Source organism: Klebsiella sp. GB_Kp047, assembly GCF_040065235.1.
GTDB lineage: Bacteria > Pseudomonadota > Gammaproteobacteria > Enterobacterales > Enterobacteriaceae > Klebsiella > Klebsiella quasipneumoniae.
The window spans coordinates 313,297-334,248 of the sequence record NZ_JBEAJG010000039.1 but is presented as its reverse complement, the minus strand read 5'-3'; the positions used below and the strand labels follow the sequence as shown (position 1 = coordinate 334,248).

Annotated in this window: 22 protein-coding genes and 1 tRNA gene; 15 read left to right on the top strand and 8 right to left on the bottom strand. The window is 57.2% G+C overall.

Annotated elements, in window-relative coordinates; all coding sequences use genetic code 11:
- Positions 1 to 9: 9 nt before the first annotated feature.
- Complete coding sequence (gloB, locus tag ABLV76_RS19030; RefSeq protein WP_004204618.1) at positions 10 to 765, bottom strand: hydroxyacylglutathione hydrolase; 756 nt, start codon at positions 763 to 765, stop codon at positions 10 to 12.
- A gap of 32 nt (positions 766 to 797) precedes the next feature.
- On the opposite strand from gloB, the gene ABLV76_RS19025 reads away from it, so the two are divergent.
- Positions 798 to 1,520: a class I SAM-dependent methyltransferase gene (locus ABLV76_RS19025; protein WP_004204619.1), complete on the top strand. Its 723-nt coding sequence runs from the start codon at positions 798 to 800 to the stop codon at positions 1,518 to 1,520.
- On the opposite strand, the gene rnhA is transcribed toward ABLV76_RS19025, so the two are convergent.
- The gene (gene rnhA, locus ABLV76_RS19020; RefSeq protein ID WP_004204620.1) at positions 1,517 to 1,984 is read right to left on the bottom strand and encodes a ribonuclease HI; all 468 of its coding nucleotides are present in this window, start codon (positions 1,982 to 1,984) and stop codon (positions 1,517 to 1,519) included. The two genes, ABLV76_RS19025 and rnhA, sit on opposite strands and share 4 nt — an antisense overlap.
- 64 nt (positions 1,985 to 2,048) lie before the next feature.
- On the opposite strand from rnhA, the gene dnaQ reads away from it, so the two are divergent.
- Both dnaQ and ABLV76_RS19010 read left to right on the top strand, forming a co-directional pair.
- Positions 2,049 to 2,780, top strand: a complete 732-nt coding sequence (gene dnaQ, locus ABLV76_RS19015) for a DNA polymerase III subunit epsilon (RefSeq protein WP_004204621.1) — start codon at positions 2,049 to 2,051, stop codon at positions 2,778 to 2,780.
- A 133-nt stretch (positions 2,781 to 2,913) separates the two neighbouring features.
- Positions 2,914 to 2,990: transfer RNA gene (locus tag ABLV76_RS19010), tRNA-Asp, on the top strand.
- 59 nt (positions 2,991 to 3,049) lie between these two features.
- Here ABLV76_RS19010 and ABLV76_RS19005 read toward each other — a convergent pair.
- Positions 3,050 to 3,931, bottom strand: coding sequence for a LysR family transcriptional regulator (locus tag ABLV76_RS19005; protein WP_012968890.1), 882 nt, complete (start codon positions 3,929 to 3,931; stop codon positions 3,050 to 3,052).
- Positions 3,932 to 4,034: 103 nt separating this feature from the next.
- On the opposite strand from ABLV76_RS19005, the gene eamB reads away from it, so the two are divergent.
- A complete protein-coding gene (gene eamB / locus ABLV76_RS19000; RefSeq protein WP_004204623.1) occupies positions 4,035 to 4,625 on the top strand; it encodes a cysteine/O-acetylserine transporter in 591 nt (196 codons plus the stop codon).
- 28 nt (positions 4,626 to 4,653) lie between these two features.
- Here the strand turns inward: eamB and ABLV76_RS18995 are convergent, their stop codons facing one another.
- The 3 genes from ABLV76_RS18995 to fadE all read right to left on the bottom strand — a co-directional run bounded on the left by ABLV76_RS18995 (position 4,654) and on the right by fadE (position 9,397).
- Positions 4,654 to 5,754: an AI-2E family transporter gene (locus ABLV76_RS18995; protein WP_004204627.1), complete on the bottom strand. Its 1,101-nt coding sequence runs from the start codon at positions 5,752 to 5,754 to the stop codon at positions 4,654 to 4,656.
- Positions 5,755 to 6,003: 249 nt separating this feature from the next.
- The gene (locus tag ABLV76_RS18990) at positions 6,004 to 6,774 is read right to left on the bottom strand and encodes an amidohydrolase (RefSeq protein ID WP_004204628.1); all 771 of its coding nucleotides are present in this window, start codon (positions 6,772 to 6,774) and stop codon (positions 6,004 to 6,006) included.
- A 178-nt stretch (positions 6,775 to 6,952) separates the two neighbouring features.
- Complete coding sequence (gene fadE / locus ABLV76_RS18985) at positions 6,953 to 9,397, bottom strand: acyl-CoA dehydrogenase FadE (protein ID WP_023319786.1); 2,445 nt, start codon at positions 9,395 to 9,397, stop codon at positions 6,953 to 6,955.
- A gap of 239 nt (positions 9,398 to 9,636) precedes the next feature.
- On the opposite strand from fadE, the gene lpcA reads away from it, so the two are divergent.
- Positions 9,637 to 10,218 (top strand): D-sedoheptulose 7-phosphate isomerase, encoded by a 582-nt coding sequence (lpcA, locus tag ABLV76_RS18980; protein WP_004145825.1) that lies wholly within the window; start codon positions 9,637 to 9,639, stop codon positions 10,216 to 10,218.
- 74 nt (positions 10,219 to 10,292) lie between these two features.
- On the top strand, positions 10,293 to 11,060 hold the full coding sequence (locus ABLV76_RS18975; protein WP_004204630.1) for a class II glutamine amidotransferase: 768 nt from the start codon (positions 10,293 to 10,295) through the stop codon (positions 11,058 to 11,060).
- On the opposite strand, the gene dpaA is transcribed toward ABLV76_RS18975, so the two are convergent.
- Positions 11,031 to 11,771, bottom strand: coding sequence for a peptidoglycan meso-diaminopimelic acid protein amidase (gene dpaA, locus ABLV76_RS18970; protein WP_032455591.1), 741 nt, complete (start codon positions 11,769 to 11,771; stop codon positions 11,031 to 11,033). The genes ABLV76_RS18975 and dpaA overlap by 30 nt on opposite strands.
- 411 nt (positions 11,772 to 12,182) lie before the next feature.
- Here dpaA and ABLV76_RS18965 point away from each other — a divergent pair, with 411 nt between their 5' ends.
- From ABLV76_RS18965 to nqrM, 7 genes are read left to right on the top strand one after another with little or no spacing between them, the layout of a single operon-like run.
- Positions 12,183 to 13,526 (top strand): Na(+)-translocating NADH-quinone reductase subunit A, encoded by a 1,344-nt coding sequence (locus ABLV76_RS18965; protein ID WP_004204633.1) that lies wholly within the window; start codon positions 12,183 to 12,185, stop codon positions 13,524 to 13,526.
- 3 nt (positions 13,527 to 13,529) lie between these two features.
- Positions 13,530 to 14,768: an NADH:ubiquinone reductase (Na(+)-transporting) subunit B gene (locus tag ABLV76_RS18960; protein ID WP_165708278.1), complete on the top strand. Its 1,239-nt coding sequence runs from the start codon at positions 13,530 to 13,532 to the stop codon at positions 14,766 to 14,768.
- Entirely contained in the window at positions 14,761 to 15,555 is a 795-nt protein-coding gene (locus ABLV76_RS18955) for a Na(+)-translocating NADH-quinone reductase subunit C (RefSeq protein ID WP_032455592.1), read from the top strand. The genes ABLV76_RS18960 and ABLV76_RS18955 overlap by 8 nt, the downstream gene beginning before the upstream one ends.
- The gene (locus tag ABLV76_RS18950; RefSeq protein WP_002889716.1) at positions 15,548 to 16,186 is read left to right on the top strand and encodes an NADH:ubiquinone reductase (Na(+)-transporting) subunit D; all 639 of its coding nucleotides are present in this window, start codon (positions 15,548 to 15,550) and stop codon (positions 16,184 to 16,186) included. Before ABLV76_RS18955 ends, ABLV76_RS18950 begins: the two co-directional genes overlap by 8 nt.
- Before the next feature lie 6 nt (positions 16,187 to 16,192).
- On the top strand, positions 16,193 to 16,789 hold the full coding sequence (gene nqrE, locus ABLV76_RS18945; RefSeq protein ID WP_004177335.1) for an NADH:ubiquinone reductase (Na(+)-transporting) subunit E: 597 nt from the start codon (positions 16,193 to 16,195) through the stop codon (positions 16,787 to 16,789).
- A 12-nt stretch (positions 16,790 to 16,801) separates the two neighbouring features.
- Positions 16,802 to 18,025: an NADH:ubiquinone reductase (Na(+)-transporting) subunit F gene (gene nqrF, locus ABLV76_RS18940; protein ID WP_348878418.1), complete on the top strand. Its 1,224-nt coding sequence runs from the start codon at positions 16,802 to 16,804 to the stop codon at positions 18,023 to 18,025.
- Between the two features lie 2 nt (positions 18,026 to 18,027).
- Positions 18,028 to 18,243, top strand: coding sequence for a (Na+)-NQR maturation NqrM (gene nqrM, locus ABLV76_RS18935; protein WP_004204638.1), 216 nt, complete (start codon positions 18,028 to 18,030; stop codon positions 18,241 to 18,243).
- Between the two features lie 147 nt (positions 18,244 to 18,390).
- Here the strand turns inward: nqrM and ABLV76_RS18930 are convergent, their stop codons facing one another.
- The gene (locus ABLV76_RS18930) at positions 18,391 to 19,251 is read right to left on the bottom strand and encodes a glycerophosphodiester phosphodiesterase family protein (RefSeq protein ID WP_064190134.1); all 861 of its coding nucleotides are present in this window, start codon (positions 19,249 to 19,251) and stop codon (positions 18,391 to 18,393) included.
- Positions 19,252 to 19,410: 159 nt separating this feature from the next.
- Between ABLV76_RS18930 and dinB the strand changes: the two genes are divergently transcribed.
- Positions 19,411 to 20,466, top strand: coding sequence for a DNA polymerase IV (dinB, locus tag ABLV76_RS18925; RefSeq protein WP_004204641.1), 1,056 nt, complete (start codon positions 19,411 to 19,413; stop codon positions 20,464 to 20,466).
- A 2-nt stretch (positions 20,467 to 20,468) separates the two neighbouring features.
- Entirely contained in the window at positions 20,469 to 20,915 is a 447-nt protein-coding gene (locus tag ABLV76_RS18920) for a GNAT family N-acetyltransferase (protein WP_023319792.1), read from the top strand.
- Positions 20,916 to 20,952: the final 37 nt, after the last annotated feature.

Genomic DNA, 20,952 nt, shown 5'->3' with positions numbered 1-20,952 from the left:
AATTAAATGTCAGAATTCGTCTTTCTTTGACCTTAACCACGCAAATCGCGCCACAGAGTGTTGCAATTTTGTTTCTTTGTTAATTTTATCAATTAAATCAACATCATTTACGCGTAAAAATAAATTTATACGCCGCTCGTTTTTCAGAATTACGGGTAGTGTCTTTTGTTTTTTTGCACGTAACTCATTAACTTTATGATAGTAATCGTTTATGTCCCTATCATCAGGCAGGATACTCAACGCAAACTTCATATTCGCTAACGTATATTCATGTGCGCAACATATAATGGTTTCTGCAGGAAGGGCGTTAATTTTCATAAATGATTGATACATTTGCTCTGCGGTACCTTCGAACAGCCTTCCGCAGCCGCCGGAGAACATCGTGTCGCCGCAAAACAGATAAGGTTCGCTGTAGTAACAGATATGTCCTAATGTGTGACCTGGCGTGGAGAAAATGGAAAAATCGTGACCCAGAATTGACAACCGATCGCCATCGTCTACTACCTGAGTAACCCCCTTATCCTGGGTTTCTGCCGGCCCGTAAACCACCAGAGAGGGGAATTTTTCACGTAATTGTTTTACGCCGCCGACGTGATCCTGATGGTGATGGGTCAGTAAAATGGCCTCGGGCTGCCACTGGTTTTCCTCGATTGCCGCCAGAACCGGCGCGGCCTCGCCCGGGTCAACGATGATGCAGCGGCCGTGATTCTCAATGAGAACCCAGATGTAGTTGTCCTGAAACGCGGGAATACTGATAAGATTCATAAATTACCTCTAAAGCGTAGCGGAAGGTGGCAATGAAGCCGGCAAGGATACCTCATACAGTGACAGCGCCTGAGCATTGGTCCAGTATGCCGTGGGGCGAATACTATCGCGAAACGCTTGAACAGCAGATGAAGCCATGGCTGGCTAAATTATATGGCTTTCATCTGCTTAAGATTGGCAATCTGAGCGCGGAAATCAATACCGAAGCTTGCGCCATCTCGCACCAGGTGAATGTCTCGCTGGCGGGAAACCCAATGCAGGTCCGGGCCGACCCGCTGCATTTGCCCTTTGCCGAAAAGTCCGTCGACGCCTGCCTGCTGGCGCATACCCTGCCGTGGTGCAGCGATCCGCATCGCCTGCTGCGGGAGGCCGATCGCGTCCTGATCGATGATGGCTGGATGATCCTGACCGGGTTTAATCCGGTGAGCCTGATGGGGTTGCGTAAACTGGTGCCGGTCCTGCGCAAAGGCACGCCGTACAACAGCCGTATGTTTACGCTGATGCGCCAGCTGGACTGGCTGTCGCTGCTCAACTTTGAAGTGCTGCACTATGGGCGTTATCAGGTTTTACCCTGGTCGCGGCATGGCGGCAAACTGCTGAGCACCCATCTGCCAGCGCTGGGCTGTTTGCAATTGATTGTCGCCCGCAAACGGACCATTCCGCTGACGCTCAATCCGATGAAATCCGGTAAAGCGAAAACCCAGCTGCGGCCGGCAGTCGGCGCCACCCGGCAGTGGCGCAAGGGGCAGAATTAGCTCTCCGGCTGGTAGCCGATGTCGTCCTGAGTGGGATGGGAGGCCGCCGCGCGGGCCAGCTCGTCGCAGCGTTCGTTTTCTGGATGGCCGGCGTGGCCCTTCACCCACTCCCATTTGATCTTATGCTGGCCAAGCGCGGCGTCCAGCCGCTGCCAGAGGTCGACATTCTTTACCGGTTTTTTCTCAGCCGTTTTCCAGCCGCGCTTTTTCCAGTTGTGGATCCACTGGGTGATCCCCTGGCGGACATACTGGCTGTCGGTGCTGAGCACCACTTCGCAATGCTCTTTTAACGCTTCGAGAGCGACGATTGCCGCCATCAGTTCCATGCGGTTATTGGTGGTCAGACGGTAGCCGGCGCTGAAGGTCTTTTCGTGCTGGCGGTAGCGCATGATGGCGCCGTAACCGCCGGGTCCTGGATTTCCCAGGCAAGAGCCGTCGGTGAAAATTTCTACCTGTTTGAGCATCTCTGGTAGACTTCCTGTAATTGAAATCGATTTGTAAACGATAAGTCTGACATAAATGACCGCTATGAGCACTGCAATTACGCGCCAGATTGTTCTCGATACCGAAACCACCGGTATGAACCAGATCGGGGCGCATTACGAAGGACACAAGATCATTGAGATCGGCGCCGTGGAGGTGATCAACCGCCGCCTGACCGGTAACAATTTCCACGTCTATCTGAAGCCCGATCGGCTGGTGGATCCGGAGGCGTTCGGCGTGCACGGGATCGCCGATGAATTCCTGCTGGATAAACCCACCTTTGCCGACGTTGCCGATGAATTTATGGATTACATTCGCGGCGCGGAGCTGGTGATCCATAACGCGTCGTTTGATATCGGTTTTATGGATTACGAGTTCGGTAAGCTAAACCGCGGCATCGGAAAAACCGAGACCTTTTGTAAAATCACCGACAGTCTGGCGCTGGCGCGGAAAATGTTTCCCGGCAAACGCAACAGTTTGGATGCGTTATGTTCGCGTTACGAAATAGATAACAGCAAGCGCACGCTGCACGGGGCATTACTCGATGCCCAGATCCTTGCCGATGTCTATTTGATGATGACCGGCGGCCAGACGTCGATGGCGTTCTCTATGGAAGGCGAAAGCCAGCAGCAGGCGGGAGAGATGGGCATTCAGCGCGTCGTCCGCGCCGCCAGCCAGTTACGGGTAGTTTATGCCTCTGATGAAGAACTGGTGAACCATGAATCCCGCCTCGATCTGGTACAAAAGAAAGGCGGAAGCTGCCTGTGGCGTGCCTGATAACCACTAAAATGGATTAAAAGTAGGCGGTTGGGCGATTTTTGCAGCAAACGATTCAAAACGGTAGAAAAAGCGTTGACGGGGTAGAGGGGAATCCGTAATATTCGCCTCGTTCCCAACGGAACAACAACGCGGAGCGGTAGTTCAGTCGGTTAGAATACCTGCCTGTCACGCAGGGGGTCGCGGGTTCGAGTCCCGTCCGTTCCGCCACTATTCAGAAAGCCTGAATCAGCAATGATTCAGGCTTTCGTCGTTTTCGTCGCCGAATTTCAGCGCGCCTCTTGTTCCTCCTGCATACACTGCATGAATACCCGCATCGCAGGACTGATTGCTTTCCCGGCGTGATGGGCGCAGAGCGCATGGATCGTCAGCGGCGTCTCGCTGAACGGCAGCTCGACCAGCGTCCCGCGTTTGAGTTCCTCCTCTACCGCAAAGCGCGGCAGGAAGCTCACCCCAAGATTGCCCGCCACGCACTGTTTGATGCTTTCAATGCTCCACAGTTCGATGGTGTTCTCCATGGTAATGCCGCGCTGGCGCAGGGTACTTTCAAAAATCTGCCGGAACACGCACTGGGGCTCGTTGATGATAAAGCTCAATGGGATATGCTGCCGCGGGCGCAGGAAGTCGACCGGCGCCTGATCGACTGACGCGACCAGCGCCAGCGGCTGCGGGCCAAGTTCCATCATGGTGAGTGCATCATCGTTGCCAACCCGGTAAAACACCCCCAAGTCGACTTCGTCAGCGAGCAGCGCATCACGGATGCTGTAGCAATTGAGCGACTGCAGTGACAGGCGGACCTTCGGGGCGCGTTGCTTAAAACGCTGCAGCACCGGCGGCATTTTGTACGCCAGCAGGGTTTCACCAGTGGCGACGCGAAGTTCGCCGCCGGGTTCATCGTCCTGGCGCGCCGCCTGGCGAATCGACGCCATCACTTTGGTCAGATCGTAGACGTGCGGCAGGACATTCTTACCCGCGGCGGTGAGACACATCCGCCGGCCAATTTTCTCAAACAGCGGGATAGCAAGCTCCTGCTCAAGCTGCTGGATATGAAAGGTTACGGTGGACTGGGTGCAGCACAGTTTCTGCGAGGCGCGCAGAAAGGATCCTTCTTCGACAACCGTTTTGAAGGTGATAAAGCGTCGCAGATCCATATTTCCTCTTTATATCGACATTCTCGAATTCAGAATGAAAAAACATTCATTTTTTTAAATTATCAGCTTCGGGTACTGTCTGCCAGTCAAGAGGAGAAAACACGTGACACCTACCCTGATTAGCGCCTTTTTAACTTACACCCTGATCACCGCCCTGACGCCCGGGCCGAATAATATTCTGGCGCTGAGCAGCGTCACCGCGCACGGCTTTCGACGGAGCATGCGGGTTCTGGCCGGCATGAGCCTGGGGTTTGTGATCATCATGCTGATTTGTGCCGGGCTGACGTTCACTCTCGTTACCCTGGATGAGGGGATAACCTCCCTGCTACGCTGGGTCGGCGCGGGGTATATCCTGTGGCTGGCCTGGCACATTGCGCGCAGCGACCCGGCCAGCGGTGGGCAGGAGGAGCGGCCTGTCAGCTTCTGGGCCAGCCTGGGGCTGCAGTTTGTGAATGTAAAAATTATCCTGTACGGCATCACGGCCCTGTCGACCTTTGTTCTGCCGGTGACTCGCGAGCCATTCTGGCTGGTGATGATAAGCCTGTTGCTATCAGTAATAGGCGTTGCCGGCAATCTTTGCTGGGCGCTGGCCGGTCATCTGTTTCAGCCGGTGTTCGAACGCCATGGAAGAGGGTTAAATCTGCTGCTGGCGCTGCTGCTGGTCTGGTGCGCGGTACGAATGTTTATGGAATGAAATAAGGGAGCGTAACGCTCCCCTGCGGTTATTTATCCTGCGGCAGGGCGGGTTGCCCTTCATTTACCCAGGTCATGAAGATTCGGTAGCCGATGGCCAGCAGGGTGGCGCCGAGGAACATACCGAGAATGCCGTTAGAGGCCATTCCACCGAGGGCGCCCAGCAGCACCACCGGCATTGGCGCATCGACTCCGCGCCCCAGCAGCAGAGGTTTGAGGACGTTATCGGCCATACCGGCGACGATCAGCAGGATGGTGTAGAAGATATCCATTCCGGTACTGTGGGTGCCGAGACTCCACATCAGTGCGATGGCCGGGGCCGTCACCAGGATCACCGGCACCTGGGCAATGCCGAGGATCAGGGCAAGTATAAAGAAGATCCCGACGGCGGGAATGCTGGCCATCAGCATGATCACACCGACCAGCAGCGCCTGGATCAATGCCACCCCGATGACGCCCTGGGCGACCGCGCGGATGGTGCTGGTACACAGGCGGGTGAGGGTCACGCCTTTATTTTCATCGGTAATACGGATGGCAATACGCTGGGCGCTGATGGCGCCCGCTGCGCCCCAGGCCATCATAATTCCCGAGACGATAAACGAAATAATAAAGCCAATCAGCCCGCCGCCCATGCTGGCCAAAATACTGAGAAACTGTTTGGCAATGTCGCCGATTTGCGAACGGTAATTGTTGAGCAGTCCCGGGAGATCCACGGAAGCCCGCATCCACAGGGCGCTAAGCCGCTCGCCAACGATCGGTAAAGAGGCAATTCGTGAAGAGGGCGGGGGAATGGTAAAGCTCTGGCTACCCATCTTGTCAATCATGGCGCTGGCGCTTTCCGCCAGCGAGGTGATCATTAGCACCGTGGGGATAACAATCAGTAAAATACCTAACAGCACCAGCGCCACCGACGCCAGTCCCTGTTTTCCCGCTAACAGTCTGGCAAAATACTGATGTAAAGGATAGAGCGCCACGGCCAGAATCAACGCCCAGAGCATCATATTGACGAAGGGAGAAAAGACGGTAAAACAGAATGAGGCCAGCGCCAGAATAAGACCGAACCGAATAAACATATCGAGAAAGCGGGTGACCAGCCGTTTTTCTATTAACTGAAGATTATTATTATCCATTTTCCATTACGCTCATTAAATATTCATACGCCAACGCTCAGCCGGGTTCAACAAAACAAGCTGGCAATAGAAAACTCATGATTTACAAAGCAGAAGTGAATTGAAAATGATCTCCGCCCGTTTGGTTGTGGGGTCTTTTAATGAGTGTAGAACAGAAATGAAAGGCGCCCTGTAAATATTCTGTTGGGCGCTGCAAGAGGAAATTCCGCTTTCTTTTCCCGCAGAAGGGGGGAAGAAAGCGGAGGGGGATTAATCCAGAGTAAAAGGATCGGCATCGCGCCAGGCGGGGAATTTTTCACGATATTCCTGCAGGGCGCTCAGCGACAGTTCGGCGTCAAGACGAGTGGCCTGATGCGGATCGGCGGTGGCGACAATCTCCCCCTGGGGACTGATAACCCGGCTATCACCGCGGTAATGATGACCGTTGCCGTCGGTGCCGACCCGGTTACAGCCGGCGACGTAGGCCTGGTTCTCAATCGCGCGGGCGACCAGCAGCGACTGCCAGTGCAGCGAGCGCGGCGCCGGCCAGTTCGCCACATACAGCGCCAGATCATAATCGTTAAGGTTACGCGACCATACCGGGAAGCGCAGGTCGTAACAGACCAGCGGCAGGATCCGCCATCCGCGCCATTCAAAGACCACGCGCTTGTCCCCGGCCTCATAGTGATGGTGTTCATCCGCCATACGAAACAGGTGCCGTTTATCATAATGATGAACTGTGCCGTCAGGCTCGACCAGCAGGAAGCGGTTAACGGCCCCGCGCTCAGTTTGCAGCGCGGCGCTGCCGGCGATCAACGCCTGGGTTTGCGCCGCCCGGGCATGCATCCACGCCACCACCTCGGCCTCGGGTAAAGACTGTTTTGCCGCTTCCATCGCAAAGCCGGTGGTAAACATCTCAGGTAAAACAATGATATCGCGCCCGACAATCCCTTCCAGTTGGCGATCAAAATGGCGCAGGTTAGCAGGGCCGTCCATCCAGACCAGCGGTTGTTGCAACAGCGTAATTTTCAGGCCAGGCACAATGGTCAACTCCATTCTCATGAGGGGGTTAAGTTAACTGTAACACCTTATCAGCCTCGCGGCGGTCCGCGGAATATTTTGTTAAAAAAATGCTACTAACAGGAACCACGGGTGAAGGCGAGACGAAAAAAAGGCGGGGAAAATTCCCCGCCCGGCCTGTGATGTGGTTGTTGCTTTATTATGCGGCTTCAACGTTGCGAACTTTTTCCGGCAGCTTTACCGGCTGGGTTGCCAGCTCCTCTGGCGCAAAGTCGTCGACGTTAATGCTGCGCAAGCGACTGTGCTCTGCTCGGGTCAGAATGGCGGCTTCATCCTGATTAATTAAGCCTTTCGCCAGGGCATGGGTGGCCAGTTCGTCGAGACGGGTGAACGGCAGATTTTTACCCAGCTCTTTACAGATACGCTGGTGGATAGGATCGGCCGCCATCACTTCCAGCAGCGCCTCTTCCAGCAGGCCGACCGGGTTATGCTCGCTCGGCGTCAGGTACTGACCGCGACCGATGCGGGAGCGGGTGGCGCTGGGCACCTGCAGAATTTTAGCGACTTTATGGTCCAGCTTATCCGACGGCGCATGATGATGACGACCGGTCGGGAAGATGACCAGCCGCATTGCGCCAGCCACCAGACGGTTGGGGAAGTTTTTCAGCAGATCGTCGATGGCCTGCTCGGCCTGATGCAGCGCATCCTGCACCCCCCAGTGAACCAGCGGCAGATCGGCTTCGTTGCGTCCTTCATCGTCATAGCGTTTCAGCACCGCCGAGGCCAGGTACAGCTGGCTTAACACATCCCCCAGACGCGCGGAGATACGTTCGCGACGCTTGAGACTGCCCCCCAGCACCGCCATCGAGACGTCTGACAGCAGCGCCAGGTTCGCGCTCAGGCGGTTCATTTGCTGATAGTAGCGGCGGGTGACGTCGCGGGTCGGCGCGCTGCTGGTGCGTCCGCCGGTCAGGCCCAACCAGAAACTCCGTACTTTGTTGCTGCCGACATGGCCGATATGTTTGAACAGCAGCTTGTCATAGGCGTTCAGGTCGTTGTTCTGCGCGGCGGCCATCTCCTCCAGCACGTACGGATGGCAGCGGATCGCACCCTGACCGAAGATCATCATGCTGCGGGTCAGAATGTTCGCCCCTTCCACGGTGATGGCGATAGGCGCGCCCTGATAGGCCCGGGCGAGGAAGTTGCCTTCGCCCAGCATAATGCCTTTCCCGCCGGTAATATCCATTGCGTCGATAATGGAGCGCTGGCCGCGGTGGGTGCAGTGATATTTCACGATCGCGGAGAGCACCGCCGGTTTCTCGCCGAGCATAATGCCGTAGGTGATAAGCGACGCCGCAGCGTCCATTACATAAGCATTACCGGCAATGCGCGCCAGCGCCTCTTCAATCCCTTCCATTTTACCGATCGAGATTTTGAACTGGCGGCGAATATGGGCGTAAGCCCCGGTCGCCATAGCCACCGATTTCAGGCCGCCGGTGGAGTTGGACGGCAGAGTAATACCGCGTCCCACCGACAGACATTCAACCAGCATGCGCCAGCCCTGACCGGCCATCCCCGGCCCACCAATGATGTAATCGATCGGCACGAAGATATCTTTGCCGCGGGTTGGGCCGTTCTGGAAAGGGACGTTAAGCGGGAAGTGACGACGGCCAATTTCCACGCCCGGGGTGGAGGTCGGGATCAGCGCGCAGGTGATGCCCAGCTCTTCTTCTCCCCCCAGCAGACGATCCGGGTCAGAAAGTTTAAACGCCAGTCCCAGCACGGTGGCGATAGGCGCCAGTGTAATGTAGCGTTTGTTCCATGTCAGGCGCATACCCAGCACCTGCTGGCCCTGCCAGTCACCCATGCAGACCACGCCGGTATCCGGAATGGCGCCGGCGTCAGAGCCCGCTTCCGGGCTAGTGAGAGCGAAGCAGGGGATCTCCTGCCCGCGCGCCAGACGCGGCAGATAATGGTTTTTCTGCTCTTCGGTACCGTAATGCTGCAGCAGCTCGCCCGGCCCCAGTGAGTTCGGGACGCCGACGGTGATCGCCAGAATGCCGGAGACGCCAGAGAGCTTCTGCAGCACCCGCGACTGGGCATAAGCGGAGAATTCAAGCCCGCCATACTCTTTCTTAATGATCATCGCGAAGAAGCGATGCTCTTTCAGATACGCCCACAGCTCCGGCGGCAGATCGGCCATTTCGTGGGTGATGGCGAAGTCGTTGGCCATCCGGCAGGCTTCTTCCACCGGGCCGTCGAGGAAGGCTTGCTCTTCGGCGGTCAGACGCGGCTGCGGATAGTTATGCAGCTTGTGCCAGTCAGGGTTGCCGCGAAACAGATCCCCTTCCCACCAGGTGGTCCCGGCGTCGATGGCTTCTTTTTCAGTACGCGACATCGGCGGCATCACCTTGCGGAAAGCGCGAAACGCCGGTGCGGAAATCATGGATTTACGCATAGGCGCAAAGTTAAACGGTAACAGAATGATCGCCAGCGGCAGCAGCAGCCAGATATTCCACAGACCGGCCGCGCCGAGCGCTGCGGTCCAGGCGAGCAAGATCACGCTGCTGAGCAGCAGGCTGACTCGGTGATAGAAGAGCGCACCGAGTAAAACAACGGTTGCAACAATACTCAAAATCATCATAGAGAAATGCTCCCTGTGCTTGTAGGAGGTCTGACCACTTGTGATGTATTGGTTGTAGTGCATGCTTTTTTATTTAGCAATGTGTTTACAAAATAATTACAACCTTGCTCACATTGTTGTATGCAAAAGCGGCACATAAAATCAAAAGGGCGGGGGATAACGCTGCCTGCTGCTTCTCGCTTCGGCGGCTATCCGGTACACTGCCAGGGTTATTCCACTCATACTGAAGGATTATCCTCATGTACCAGGATCTTATTCGTAACGAACTGAACGAAGCCGCGGAAACGCTGGCTAACTTTCTGCAGGACGAAGCCAATATCCATGCTATCCAGCGTGCCGCTGTCCTGCTGGCGGATAGCTTTAAGGCGGGTGGTAAAGTGCTGTCCTGCGGTAACGGCGGTTCCCATTGCGATGCGATGCATTTTGCGGAAGAGCTGACCGGACGTTATCGCGAAAACCGCCCGGGTTATCCGGCCATTGCGATCTCCGACGTCAGCCATCTCTCCTGTGTGAGCAATGATTTTGGCTATGAGTATGTATTCTCCCGCTACGTTGAATCCGTCGGCCGCGCGGGCGATGTGCTGCTTGGCATCTCCACCTCCGGCAACTCCGGCAACGTTATCAAGGCCATTGAAGCCGCGCGGGCGCAGGGGATGAAAGTGATCACCCTGACCGGTAAAGACGGCGGTAAAATGGCCGGTAGCGCCGATGTTGAAATTCGCGTGCCGCACTTTGGCTACGCCGACCGCATTCAGGAGATCCACATCAAAGTGATCCATATCCTGATTATGCTGATCGAAAAAGAGATGGCGAAAGGCTAACAGGCAGGTGAGTGTGTACTGTTGACGGCGGCCTCGCTTTGGCGCCGTCGTGATTTGTGATGGTGAGGTGATCTATGTGCGAACTGCTCGGGATGAGCGCCAATGTGCCAACAGATATCTGTTTTAGCTTTACCGGGCTGGTACAGCGCGGAGGCGGGACGGGGCCGCATAAAGACGGCTGGGGCATCACCTTCTATGAAGGCAAAGGCTGTCGCACATTCAAAGATCCGCAGCCGAGCTTTCAGTCGCCGATCGCGAAACTGGTCCAGGATTACCCGATTAAGTCCTGTTCCGTCGTCGCGCATATTCGTCAGGCCAACCGCGGGATGGTGGCCCTGGAGAATACGCATCCGTTCACCCGCGAGCTGTGGGGGCGCAACTGGACCTACGCGCACAACGGGCAGCTCAAAGGCTATAAATCGCTGAAAACCGGCAATTTCCACCCGGTAGGTGAAACCGACAGTGAAAAGGCCTTCTGCTGGCTGCTGCACCGCTTAACCGAGCGCTACCCGCGTACGCCGGGCAATATGCTGGGCGTATTTAAGTATATCGCCACCCTGGCGGGGGAGCTGCGTGAGAAAGGGGTGTTCAATATGCTGCTGTCGGACGGACGCTATGTGATGGCGTTCTGCTCGACCAACCTGCACTGGATCACCCGGCGGGCGCCGTTCGGCGTGGCAAAACTGCTGGACCAGGATGTGGAGATCGACTTTCAACGCGAGACCACACCCAACGATGTGGTCACGGTTATCGCCACGCAGCCGCTTACGGCCAATGAAACCTGGCATAAGATCATGCCAGGCGAGTGGGCGTTATTTTGTCTCGGGGAGCGTATAGTTTGAGGCCAGCTGCGGCTGGACAACCTCGTGGCTGAGCGGCTTGCTCACCACATAGCGGCCGTCGGTCACTGATACGATCGGCGGTTTGTGGGTCTGCTGGAAATAATCATAGCCAGGCTTTAGCTGTTTCCAGAAATCCGCATAGTAGGAGTATTTGTGGCGTTCCATATTGGCATTGGTCATGCGGAACGGATAGATACTCACCTGCACGCTTGGCTGACCGAAGACTAAGGCGCCGGTCACGAACTGGAAGATCTCATCGATCCCGCGGTCGGTCATGGCGTAGCAGCCGATAGAAACGCAGTCGCCGTGGATCATCAGGTATTTCCCTTCATAACCATGGGCGCGATCGTAGGCGTTCGGGAAGCCGATATTAATCGCTTTATAGAAGCGGCTGTCGGGTTTGAGCTGGCTGCGGGTGACGTTATAGAACCCTTCCGGGCTCTTGAAATCGCCCTGGCGCTGTTTCGGGCCCAGGCCACCGGAGTAGTTGCAGATCCGATAGCTGTCGAGGAGCTGGTAGGTCTCACCCATTTTGACGTAAAGGTCGAGCATGCGCTCTTCTTTAAAGATCTCAATGTAAACCGGTGAACCCATTAATTGCTGCTTATATTCTTTGCTAACCGGCGTCGTCGGGCTGTTGCTGCTGAGCAGCCCGGCAAATGACACGCACGGCAGCAGAAGCATCGCAATAAATAATGCGATTTTGCGCATACTGCTTGTTCCTTGATAAAACAAAATAGCCACATTGCCAGGACGGCAAGAGAGACCCGAAATCAGAGTTTTCTGGATTTAGAGCGCTCACATTAGCATCACGGCATTTTTTCGCAAGGGCGACGTGGCGGCGTTTACAATTCCGCCTCACTTTATACCCTGACGGCGACGAAAACACAGTGAGAACTTTGCGCAATAGCTCGCATTTTAGAAGCACTTATCGCCCCTTGCGCTACAGCCGCCGCTCACGAAATGTTACACTTGCGCCGGTTCATCACCAGAGTAAGAAAGGATGCTTCTCTTCCGTCCTGAGCGCTACTGGCGCCGTTTTGCCCTTTCTTCTCTACCATTCTGTCAATAAGCTGGCCCCGGCCTGCGTCGGGGTTGAGGTTACGGATACCTGCTAACGATATGATTAAAATCACGAAAGGGCTGGATTTGCCCATAGCTGGCATGCCATTACAGCAGATTTCTTCCGCGCCAGCGGTGAAGCGCGTCGCGCTACTCGGAGAAGAGTACGTCGGCATGCGTCCCGCCATGGCGGTCAAAGAAGGCGATCGGGTCAAAAAAGGTCAGATCCTGTTCGAAGATAAAAAGATCCCCGGCGTCTGCTTTACCGCCCCGGCGAGCGGGGTCGTCAGCGCGATCCACCGCGGTGAACGGCGCGTGTTGCAGTCGGTGGTGATTGATATCGAGGGCAATGACGCGGTGGCGTTTACCCGTTACGCCGCGGACGCGCTGGCTGAACTGCCGCGCGACACCGTGCAGCAGCAGCTGTTGGCGTCGGGCCTGTGGACGGCGCTGCGCACCCGGCCATTCAGTAAAACGCCGCGCCCGGGCAGCGTGCCGGCTGCTATCTTTGTTAACGCCATGGATACCAATCCGCTGGCGGCGGAGCCGCAGCCGATTATTCTGGCCGAACGGGCCGCTTTCGACGCCGGCCTTACCGTGCTGACGCGTCTGACCGACGGGAAAGTCCACGTCTGCCAGCCCAGCGGCGGTAAGCTCGGCGGTCATCCAGCTGGCCAGGTCTGTTTTAACCAGTTCACCGGGCCGCACCCGGCGGGGCTGCCGGGAACGCATATTCACTTTCTGGAGCCGGTGAGCCTGAATAAGCAGGTCTGGCACCTCAATTATCAGGACGCGATCGCCATTGGTAAGCTTTTCCTTGAAGGTGAGCTGAACTGCGAGCGGGTGATTGCGCTCGGCGGCCCGCAGGTGAAGTCGCCGCGGCTGGTCAAAACGACGCTGGGCGCCAGTCTGGACGATCTGCTGGCGGGCGAGCTGGAGGAGGGGGAAAACCGCGTCATTTCCGGCTCGGTGCTCAGCGGTACCCGCGCCCACGGCCCCCACGCCTTCCTCGGGCGTTTCCATCTGCAGGTGAGCGTGGTTCGCGAAGGTCGGGAAAAAGAGCTGTTTGGCTGGGTGATGCCGGGCAAAGAGAAGTTCTCGATTACCCGCACTACGCTAGGCCATTTCTTCAAGCGCAAGCGCTTTCATTTCTCCACCGATACCCACGGCGGCGAGCGGGCGATGGTGCCGATCGGCAACTACGAACGGGTGATGCCGCTGGATATCCTGCCGACCATACTGCTGCGCGATCTGCTGGCCGGGGACACCGACAGCGCTCAGGCGCTGGGCTGTCTGGAGCTGGATGAAGAAGATCTGGCGCTCTGCACCTACGTCTGCCCCGGGAAGTATGAATATGGCCCGGCGCTGCGCAGCGTATTAACCCGGATTGAGCAGGAAGGATAAGAGATGGGCTTAAAGCATCTGATTGAAAAACTTGAGCCGCATTTCACGCACGGCGGCAAGCTGGAAAAATATTACCCGCTGTATGAGGCGGCGGCGACCATCTTCTACACTCCAGGCCAGGTCACCCGCGGCGCGGCGCACGTGCGCGACGCCATCGACCTCAAGCGGATGATGATCCTCGTGTGGTTTGCCGTATTCCCGGCAATGTTCTGGGGCATGTACAACGTTGGGCTGCAGACCATTCCGGCGCTGCATAAGCTTTACGGCGCCGAACAACTGCAGCAGGCGATCGCCAACAACTGGCACTACAGCGTCGCCCAGTGGTTAGGGGTGAGCTTCAGCGTCGACGCCGGCTGGCTGAGCATGATGACCTTAGGCGCGGTCTTCTTCCTGCCTATCTATATCACCGTCTTTATCGTCGGCGGCTTCTGGGAAGTGCTGTTCGCTATCGTGCGCAAGCATGAGATCAACGAAGGCTTCTTTGTCACCTCGATTCTGTTTGCGCTGATCGTCCCGCCCACGCTGCCGCTGTGGCAGGCGGCGCTGGGGATCTCCTTCGGGGTGGTGATCGCTAAGGAGATCTTCGGCGGCACCGGGCGCAACTTCCTCAACCCGGCGCTGGCGGGGCGCGCGTTCCTGTTCTTCGCCTATCCGGGACAGATCTCCGGCGACCTGGTGTGGACGGCAGCGGACGGTTTCTCCGGCGCTACGCCGCTCTCTCAGTGGGCCAGCGGCGGCGGTGAAGCGCTGGTGAACGTCGCTACCGGCATCCCGGTGAGCTGGATGGACGCCTTCCTCGGTAATATTCCGGGCTCGATTGGCGAAGTCTCCACGCTGATGATCCTGATCGGCGGCGCGATCATCCTCTTTGGCCGCGTCGCGTCCTGGCGCATCGTCGCCGGGGTCATGATCGGCATGATCGCCACCGCCACCCTGTTTAACGTTATCGGCTCCGACACCAACCCGATGTTCGCTATGCCATGGTACTGGCATCTGGTGCTCGGCGGCTTTGCCTTCGGCATGATGTTTATGGCGACGGACCCGGTATCCGCCTCGTTTACTGATAAAGGGAAATGGAGTTACGGCGTGCTGATCGGCGTGATGTGCGTGCTGATCCGCGTGGTGAACCCGGCTTATCCGGAAGGGATGATGTTGGCGATCCTCTTCGCCAACCTCTTCGCACCGCTGTTCGACTACCTGGTGGTGCAGGCCAATATTAAGCGGAGGAAGTCGCGTGGCTGAGAAGAAAAGTAACGATAGCATCGGCAAAACGCTGCTGGTTGTGCTGGTGCTTTGTCTGGTCTGCTCCATTGTAGTAGCGGGCTCGGCCGTGGGGCTGAAATCCCGCCAGCAGGCGCAACGGGCGCTGGATAAGCAGCGTAATATCCTGGCGGTGTCCGGCCTGATGCAGCCCGGCATGGATGCTGATGCGGTCGCCGACACCTTCGCGGCGCGCATTTCGCCGCGACTGGTGAATCTGGCGACCGGTGAGCTTCTGGAGAAAGACCCGTCAAAATTCAATCAGGCCCAGGCGCTGAAGGATCCGCAACAGAGTATGGCGCTGGACGCCAGCCAGGATCCGGCCGGGATAAAACGCCGCAGCAACCTGGCGGAAATCTACCTGGTGCGTGACGCGCAGCAGAAGATTGAGCAGGTGGTGTTGCCCATTTATGGCAATGGCCTGTGGTCGATGATGTATGCCTTCGTGGCGCTGGACGTCGATGGCCGCACGGTAAAAGGCATTACTTACTACGATCAGGGCGAAACGCCGGGGCTGGGCGGCGAAGTGGAGAACCCGAACTGGCGCCAGCAGTTTGTCGGCAAGCAGGTGCTGGATGACAACGGCATGCCGGCGCTGAGAGTGGTCAAAGGCGGCGCGCGCGCTGGTGACCTGCATGCGGTTGATGGCTTATCGGGCGCCACGCTGACGTCAAATGGCGTACAGCACAGCTTCGATTTCTGGATGGGTGAACTGGGCTTTGGTCCGTTCCTGAAAAAGGTGCGTGAAGGAGGGCTGAACAATGGCTGAACAGAGCGATATGAAAGAGGTGAAGCGCGTGCTGGTGGGCCCGCTCATTGCCAATAACCCCATCGCCCTGCAGGTGCTGGGCGTCTGTTCCGCGCTGGCGGTCACCACTAAACTGGAAACCGCCTTCGTGATGACCATTGCGGTAACCCTGGTGACGGCGTTCTCCAGCATGTTTATCTCGATGATCCGCCACCACATTCCCAACAGCGTGCGCATCATCGTGCAGATGGCGATCATCGCCTCGCTGGTTATCGTGGTGGATCAGCTACTGCGGGCTTTCGCCTATGAGACTTCCAAGCAGCTGTCGGTATTCGTCGGGCTTATCATCACCAACTGCATCGTGATGGGCCGCGCCGAAGCTTACGCCATGAAGTCGCCGCCGCTGGCCAGCTTTATGGACGGTATCGGCAACGGTCTCGGCTACGGCGCGATCCTGATTATCGTCGGCTTCCTGCGCGAGCTTATCGGCAGCGGCAAGCTGTTCGGGATCACGGTGCTGGAGACGGTGCAGAACGGCGGCTGGTATCAGCCGAACGGCCTGTTCCTGCTGGCGCCGAGCGCGTTCTTCATTATCGGTTTGCTGATCTGGGCCCTGCGTAGCTGGAAGCCTGAACAGCAGGAAAAGGAGTAATCGATGATGGCTCATTACATTAGCCTGTTTGTCCGCGCGGTGTTCGTTGAGAACATGGCGCTGGCCTTCTTCCTCGGGATGTGTACCTTCCTCGCGGTGTCGAAAAAGGTCTCCACCGCCTTCGGCCTCGGCGTTGCGGTGACGGTGGTGCTGGGTCTTGCCGTACCGATCAACAACCTGGTGTATAACCTGGTGCTGCGCGACGGCGCGCTGGTGGAAGGGGTGGACCTCAGCTTCCTGAACTTCATCACCTTTATCGGGGTGATCGCCGCGCTGGTGCAGATCCTCGAGATGATCCTCGATAAGTACTTCCCGGCGCTATACAACGCGCTGGGGATCTTCCTGCCGCTGATTGCAGTTAACTGCGCGATTTTTGGCGGTGTGTCGTTCATGGTGCAGCGTGATTACAACTTCCCGGAATCCATCGTCTACGGCTTCGGCTCCGGCATCGGCTGGATGCTGGCGATTGTGGCGATGGCGGGGATCCGCGAAAAGATGAAGTACGCCAACGTGCCTGCCGGCTTGCGCGGGTTAGGGATCACCTTTATCACCACCGGGTTGATGGCGCTGGGCTTTATGTCCTTCTCCGGCGTGCAGCTATAAGGGCGAATAAGTATGGAAATTATTCTTGGCGTCGTGATGTTCACGCTGATTGTGCTGGTGCTGTCGGGGCTTATCCTGGCAGCGCGCTCAAAGCTGGTGAACGCGGGCGACGTGGTTATTGAGATCAATAACGAAGCGGATAAGCAGATCCGCACCCCGGCGGGGGATAAGCTGCTGAACACGCTGTCGAGCAACGGGATTTTTGTCTCCTCCGCCTGCGGCGGCGGCGGCTCCTGCGGCCAGTGTCGGGTGACTATCAAAGAGGGCGGCGGCGATATCCTGCCGACCGAGCTTTCGCATATTACCAAACGTGAAGCCAAAGCCGGCTGCCGTCTGGCTTGCCAGGTCGCGGTGAAGCAGAACATGAAGATTGAGCTACCGGAGGAAATCTTCGGTGTGAAAAAATGGGAGTGTGAAGTTATCTCCAATGATAACAAAGCCACTTTCATTAAAGAGCTCAAGCTGCGGATCCCGGAGGGGGAGGTGGTGCCGTTCCGCGCGGGGGGCTATATTCAGATCGAATGCCCGCCGCATAAAGTGGCCTATGCTGACTTCGATGTTCCGGATGAATACCGCTCGGACTGGGACAAGTTCAACCTGTTCCGCTACGTCTCTGAGGTGAAAGAGCCGACCCTGCGCGCCTACTCGATGGCTAACTATCCGGAAGAGAAGGGTATCATTATGCTCAACGTGCGCATTGCGACGCCGCCGCCGAAGGTGCCGGATGCCCCGCCGGGGATCATGTCGTCCTATATCTGGTCGCTGAAGCCGGGCGATAAGGTGACGATTTCCGGGCCGTTCGGCGAGTTCTTTGCCAAAGAAAACGACGCCGAGATGGTGTTTATCGGCGGCGGCGCCGGGATGGCGCCGATGCGTTCGCATATTTTCGACCAGCTCAAGCGCCTGCACAGCACACGCAAAATCAGCTTCTGGTACGGAGCGCGCTCGCTGCGCGAGATGTTCTACGATGATGAGTTTGAACAGCTGGCGCGGGATAACCCGAACTTTACCTTCCACGTCGCGCTCTCCGATCCGCTGCCGGAAGATAATTGGACGGGGCATACCGGCTTTATCCATAACGTTCTGTACGAGAACTATCTGCGCGATCACCCGGCGCCGGAAGACTGCGAGTTCTACATGTGCGGGCCGCCGGTAATGAATGCCGCGGTGATTAAGATGCTGAAGGATCTGGGCGTCGAGGACGAGAATATTCTGCTCGACGACTTTGGAGGCTGACGATGCTGACGGTGTTTGTCGCAACCTTTGTGATTTTTGCGTTGGTGATCCTCGGGATGTCGCTGGGCTACCTGGTGAAGCGCAAGAGCATTCAGGGCAGCTGCGGCGGGATCTCCTCGCTGGGGCTGGAGAAAGTTTGCGACTGTCCTGAGCCCTGCGACGCGCGTAAGAAACGTCTCGCCCGCGAGGCGCAGCGCCAGCAGCGGCGTATTTTGTAATCTTTGGCCATTTTGGCCCGGAGGCGCTGCGCTTGCCGGGCCTGCTGCTTCGGTTTTGTAGGCCGGGTCAGACGCTAGCCGCCACCCGGCAACAACATGCCAGCAACGTGAGGCCGCTTTCGCGGCCTTTTTTATCCCTTTGCGCCCTTACTGCCAGCTTTTCGCCTGCGCCGGGGAATCAACCATCACGCCGTCAGCGCCCAGCGCCTTCGCCGTGCGGTAATCTTCCGCACTGTTGATGCCGAAGAAGATAATGTGCGCTTTGCCCTGCGAGCGGAAGCAATCCATCGCCTCTTTATCCCAGGTGAGCGTCGCCGGGGAGATCCCTTCTCCAAGGGTGAATTTCTCCACCACCTCTACCTTGCGCTTCAGCTCCAGCCCATACCACTGTTCGCCTTTGCGCTGGCTGGCAGGTTGGCACTGATGGCTGAGCGAAATACTGGCGAGCCTGGTGCGGGTTTCGCTACGGGTGACGAAGCGGGGAATAGCCGGCGGCAGCGCGGCGATATAGCGGTCTTCGGTGGAATAGACCCGTACGCGATTGAGGCTGTGCGTGGCTTTTAACACCGCAAGCAGGCGCTCGCCCATCACGGTCGGGTCGGCATCAGGAGATTTAATGTCGATGTAGAAGAACGTGTGCGGCCATTGCTGCAAAACGGCTTGCAGCGTGGGAATGGTGGCCAGCTTGCCACGCCAGGGGTGGCTGTCATCACCCCATTTCCAGCCGGCATCGACTTTCGCCAGCTCGGCGGCGGTCAAACTGGAAACTTTGCCCTCGCTATTGGTCAATGCGGAAAGATCGCTTGACCGGTAGAGCACCGGCACGCCGTCGCGGCTTAACTGCACGGTGACCCAGATGGCCTCAGCGTTATTCTCCAGCGCCAGCTTGATCGCTGGCAGGGTATTTTCCGGCGCATCGCCGGTGCCGCCGCGGTGGGCAATCAGCTGTGGGGCTGCCCAGGCGCCGGCGGTGGCCAGCAGGCAAAGTGCGGTAAGTATTTTCTTCATGATTACACCTTCCAGATTCATTGGTTAACTTTATGAAAATAAACATAATTCATTGCATTTTTATGTTTTGACCGCTTTTTTAGCCGATGAAATAAAAAAAGCATCAAATTCGCAGCGAGTTTTGCTATGCTGTATGGGTATACAGTGTTGAGTCTGACGATGCGTAAAATTATCCATGTCGATATGGACTGTTTCTTTGCGGCGGTGGAGATGCGCGACAACCCGGCGTTGCGCGATATCCCCCTCGCAATAGGCGGCAGTCGGGTACAGCGTGGCGTGATTAGTACCGCGAACTATCCTGCGCGCAAGTTTGGCGTGCGCAGCGCTATGCCGACGGCGACAGCGCTCAAGCTGTGCCCGCATCTCACACTGCTTCCCGGCCGCTTCGATGCCTACAAAGAAGCCTCGAACCATATCCGCGAAATTTTCTCCCGCTACACCTCGCGCATTGAGCCGCTGTCGCTGGATGAAGCCTATCTTGACGTCAGCGACAGCGTGCATTGTCACGGGTCGGCCACCCTGATAGCCCAGGAGATCCGCGAAACCATTGAACGGGAGCTGCGCCTCACCGCCTCGGCGGGGGTCGCGCCGGTAAAGTTTCTTGCCAAAATCGCCTCTGACATGAATAAACCCAACGGCCAGTTCGTTATCGCTCCCCATCAGGTGGCTGAGTTTGTGCGGGCGCTGCCGCTGGCGAAAATACCCGGCGTCGGGAAGGTATCGGCAGCGAAGCTGGAAAATATGGGCCTGCGTACCTGTGGCGATGTGCAGAACAGCGATCTGGCCATGCTGCTTAAGCGCTTCGGTAAATTTGGCCGTATTTTGTGGGAGCGCAGCCACGGGATTGATGAGCGGGAAATCCATAACGACCGCCAGCGCAAGTCGGTGGGCGTGGAGCGCACCCTGGCGGAAGATATTCACGAATGGCCGGAGTGCGAAGCGATAATCGAAAACCTCTACCCGGAGCTGGAGCGCCGGCTGGCGAAGGTTAAACCGGACCTGCTGATCGCCCGTCAGGGGATTAAACTGAAATTCAATGACTTCCAGCTGACCACCCAGGAGCACGTCTGGCCGCGGCTGAACAAAGCGGATCTGATTGCCACCGCGCACAAGGCCTGGGATGAGCGCCGTGGCGGACGTGGCGTGCGTCTGGTTGGGCTCCACGTAACGCTGCTCGATCCGCAGCTGGAAAGGCAGCTTTTATTAGGGATTTAACCATGCACATTCGCCCTTACCACGACAGCGATTTACCACTGCTCTGCCAGATCTTTCTGCGCGCGGTGCGGGAAACGGCCAGCCGGGACTATACCCCGGCGCAGATTGCGGCCTGGGCGCAGGTGGATGAGACGCGCTGGCGGCAAAAGCTGGCTGATTCAATCGGGCTGGTGGCGGAAGTAGAGCATCAACCGGTTGGCTTTATCACCGCCATCGGGACGCATATCGATTTACTCTTCGTCTCGCCGGATCATGGCCGGCAGGGTATCGGCGGCGCGCTTATCGAGGCGCTCTGCGCTCAGTATCCTGCGCAAATCCTGACGGTGGACGCCAGCATTACGGCAAAACCCTGTTTTACAGCCCATGGCTTTAAGGTGGTGGCTGAGCAGCGGGTAGCGGCGCGCGGAGAGTGGTTTATTAACTACCGGATGGAAAGCGCGGGTCGCTAAGGTGAGGCGGGTGAAAAACCGGCGGCGGACTGCCGCC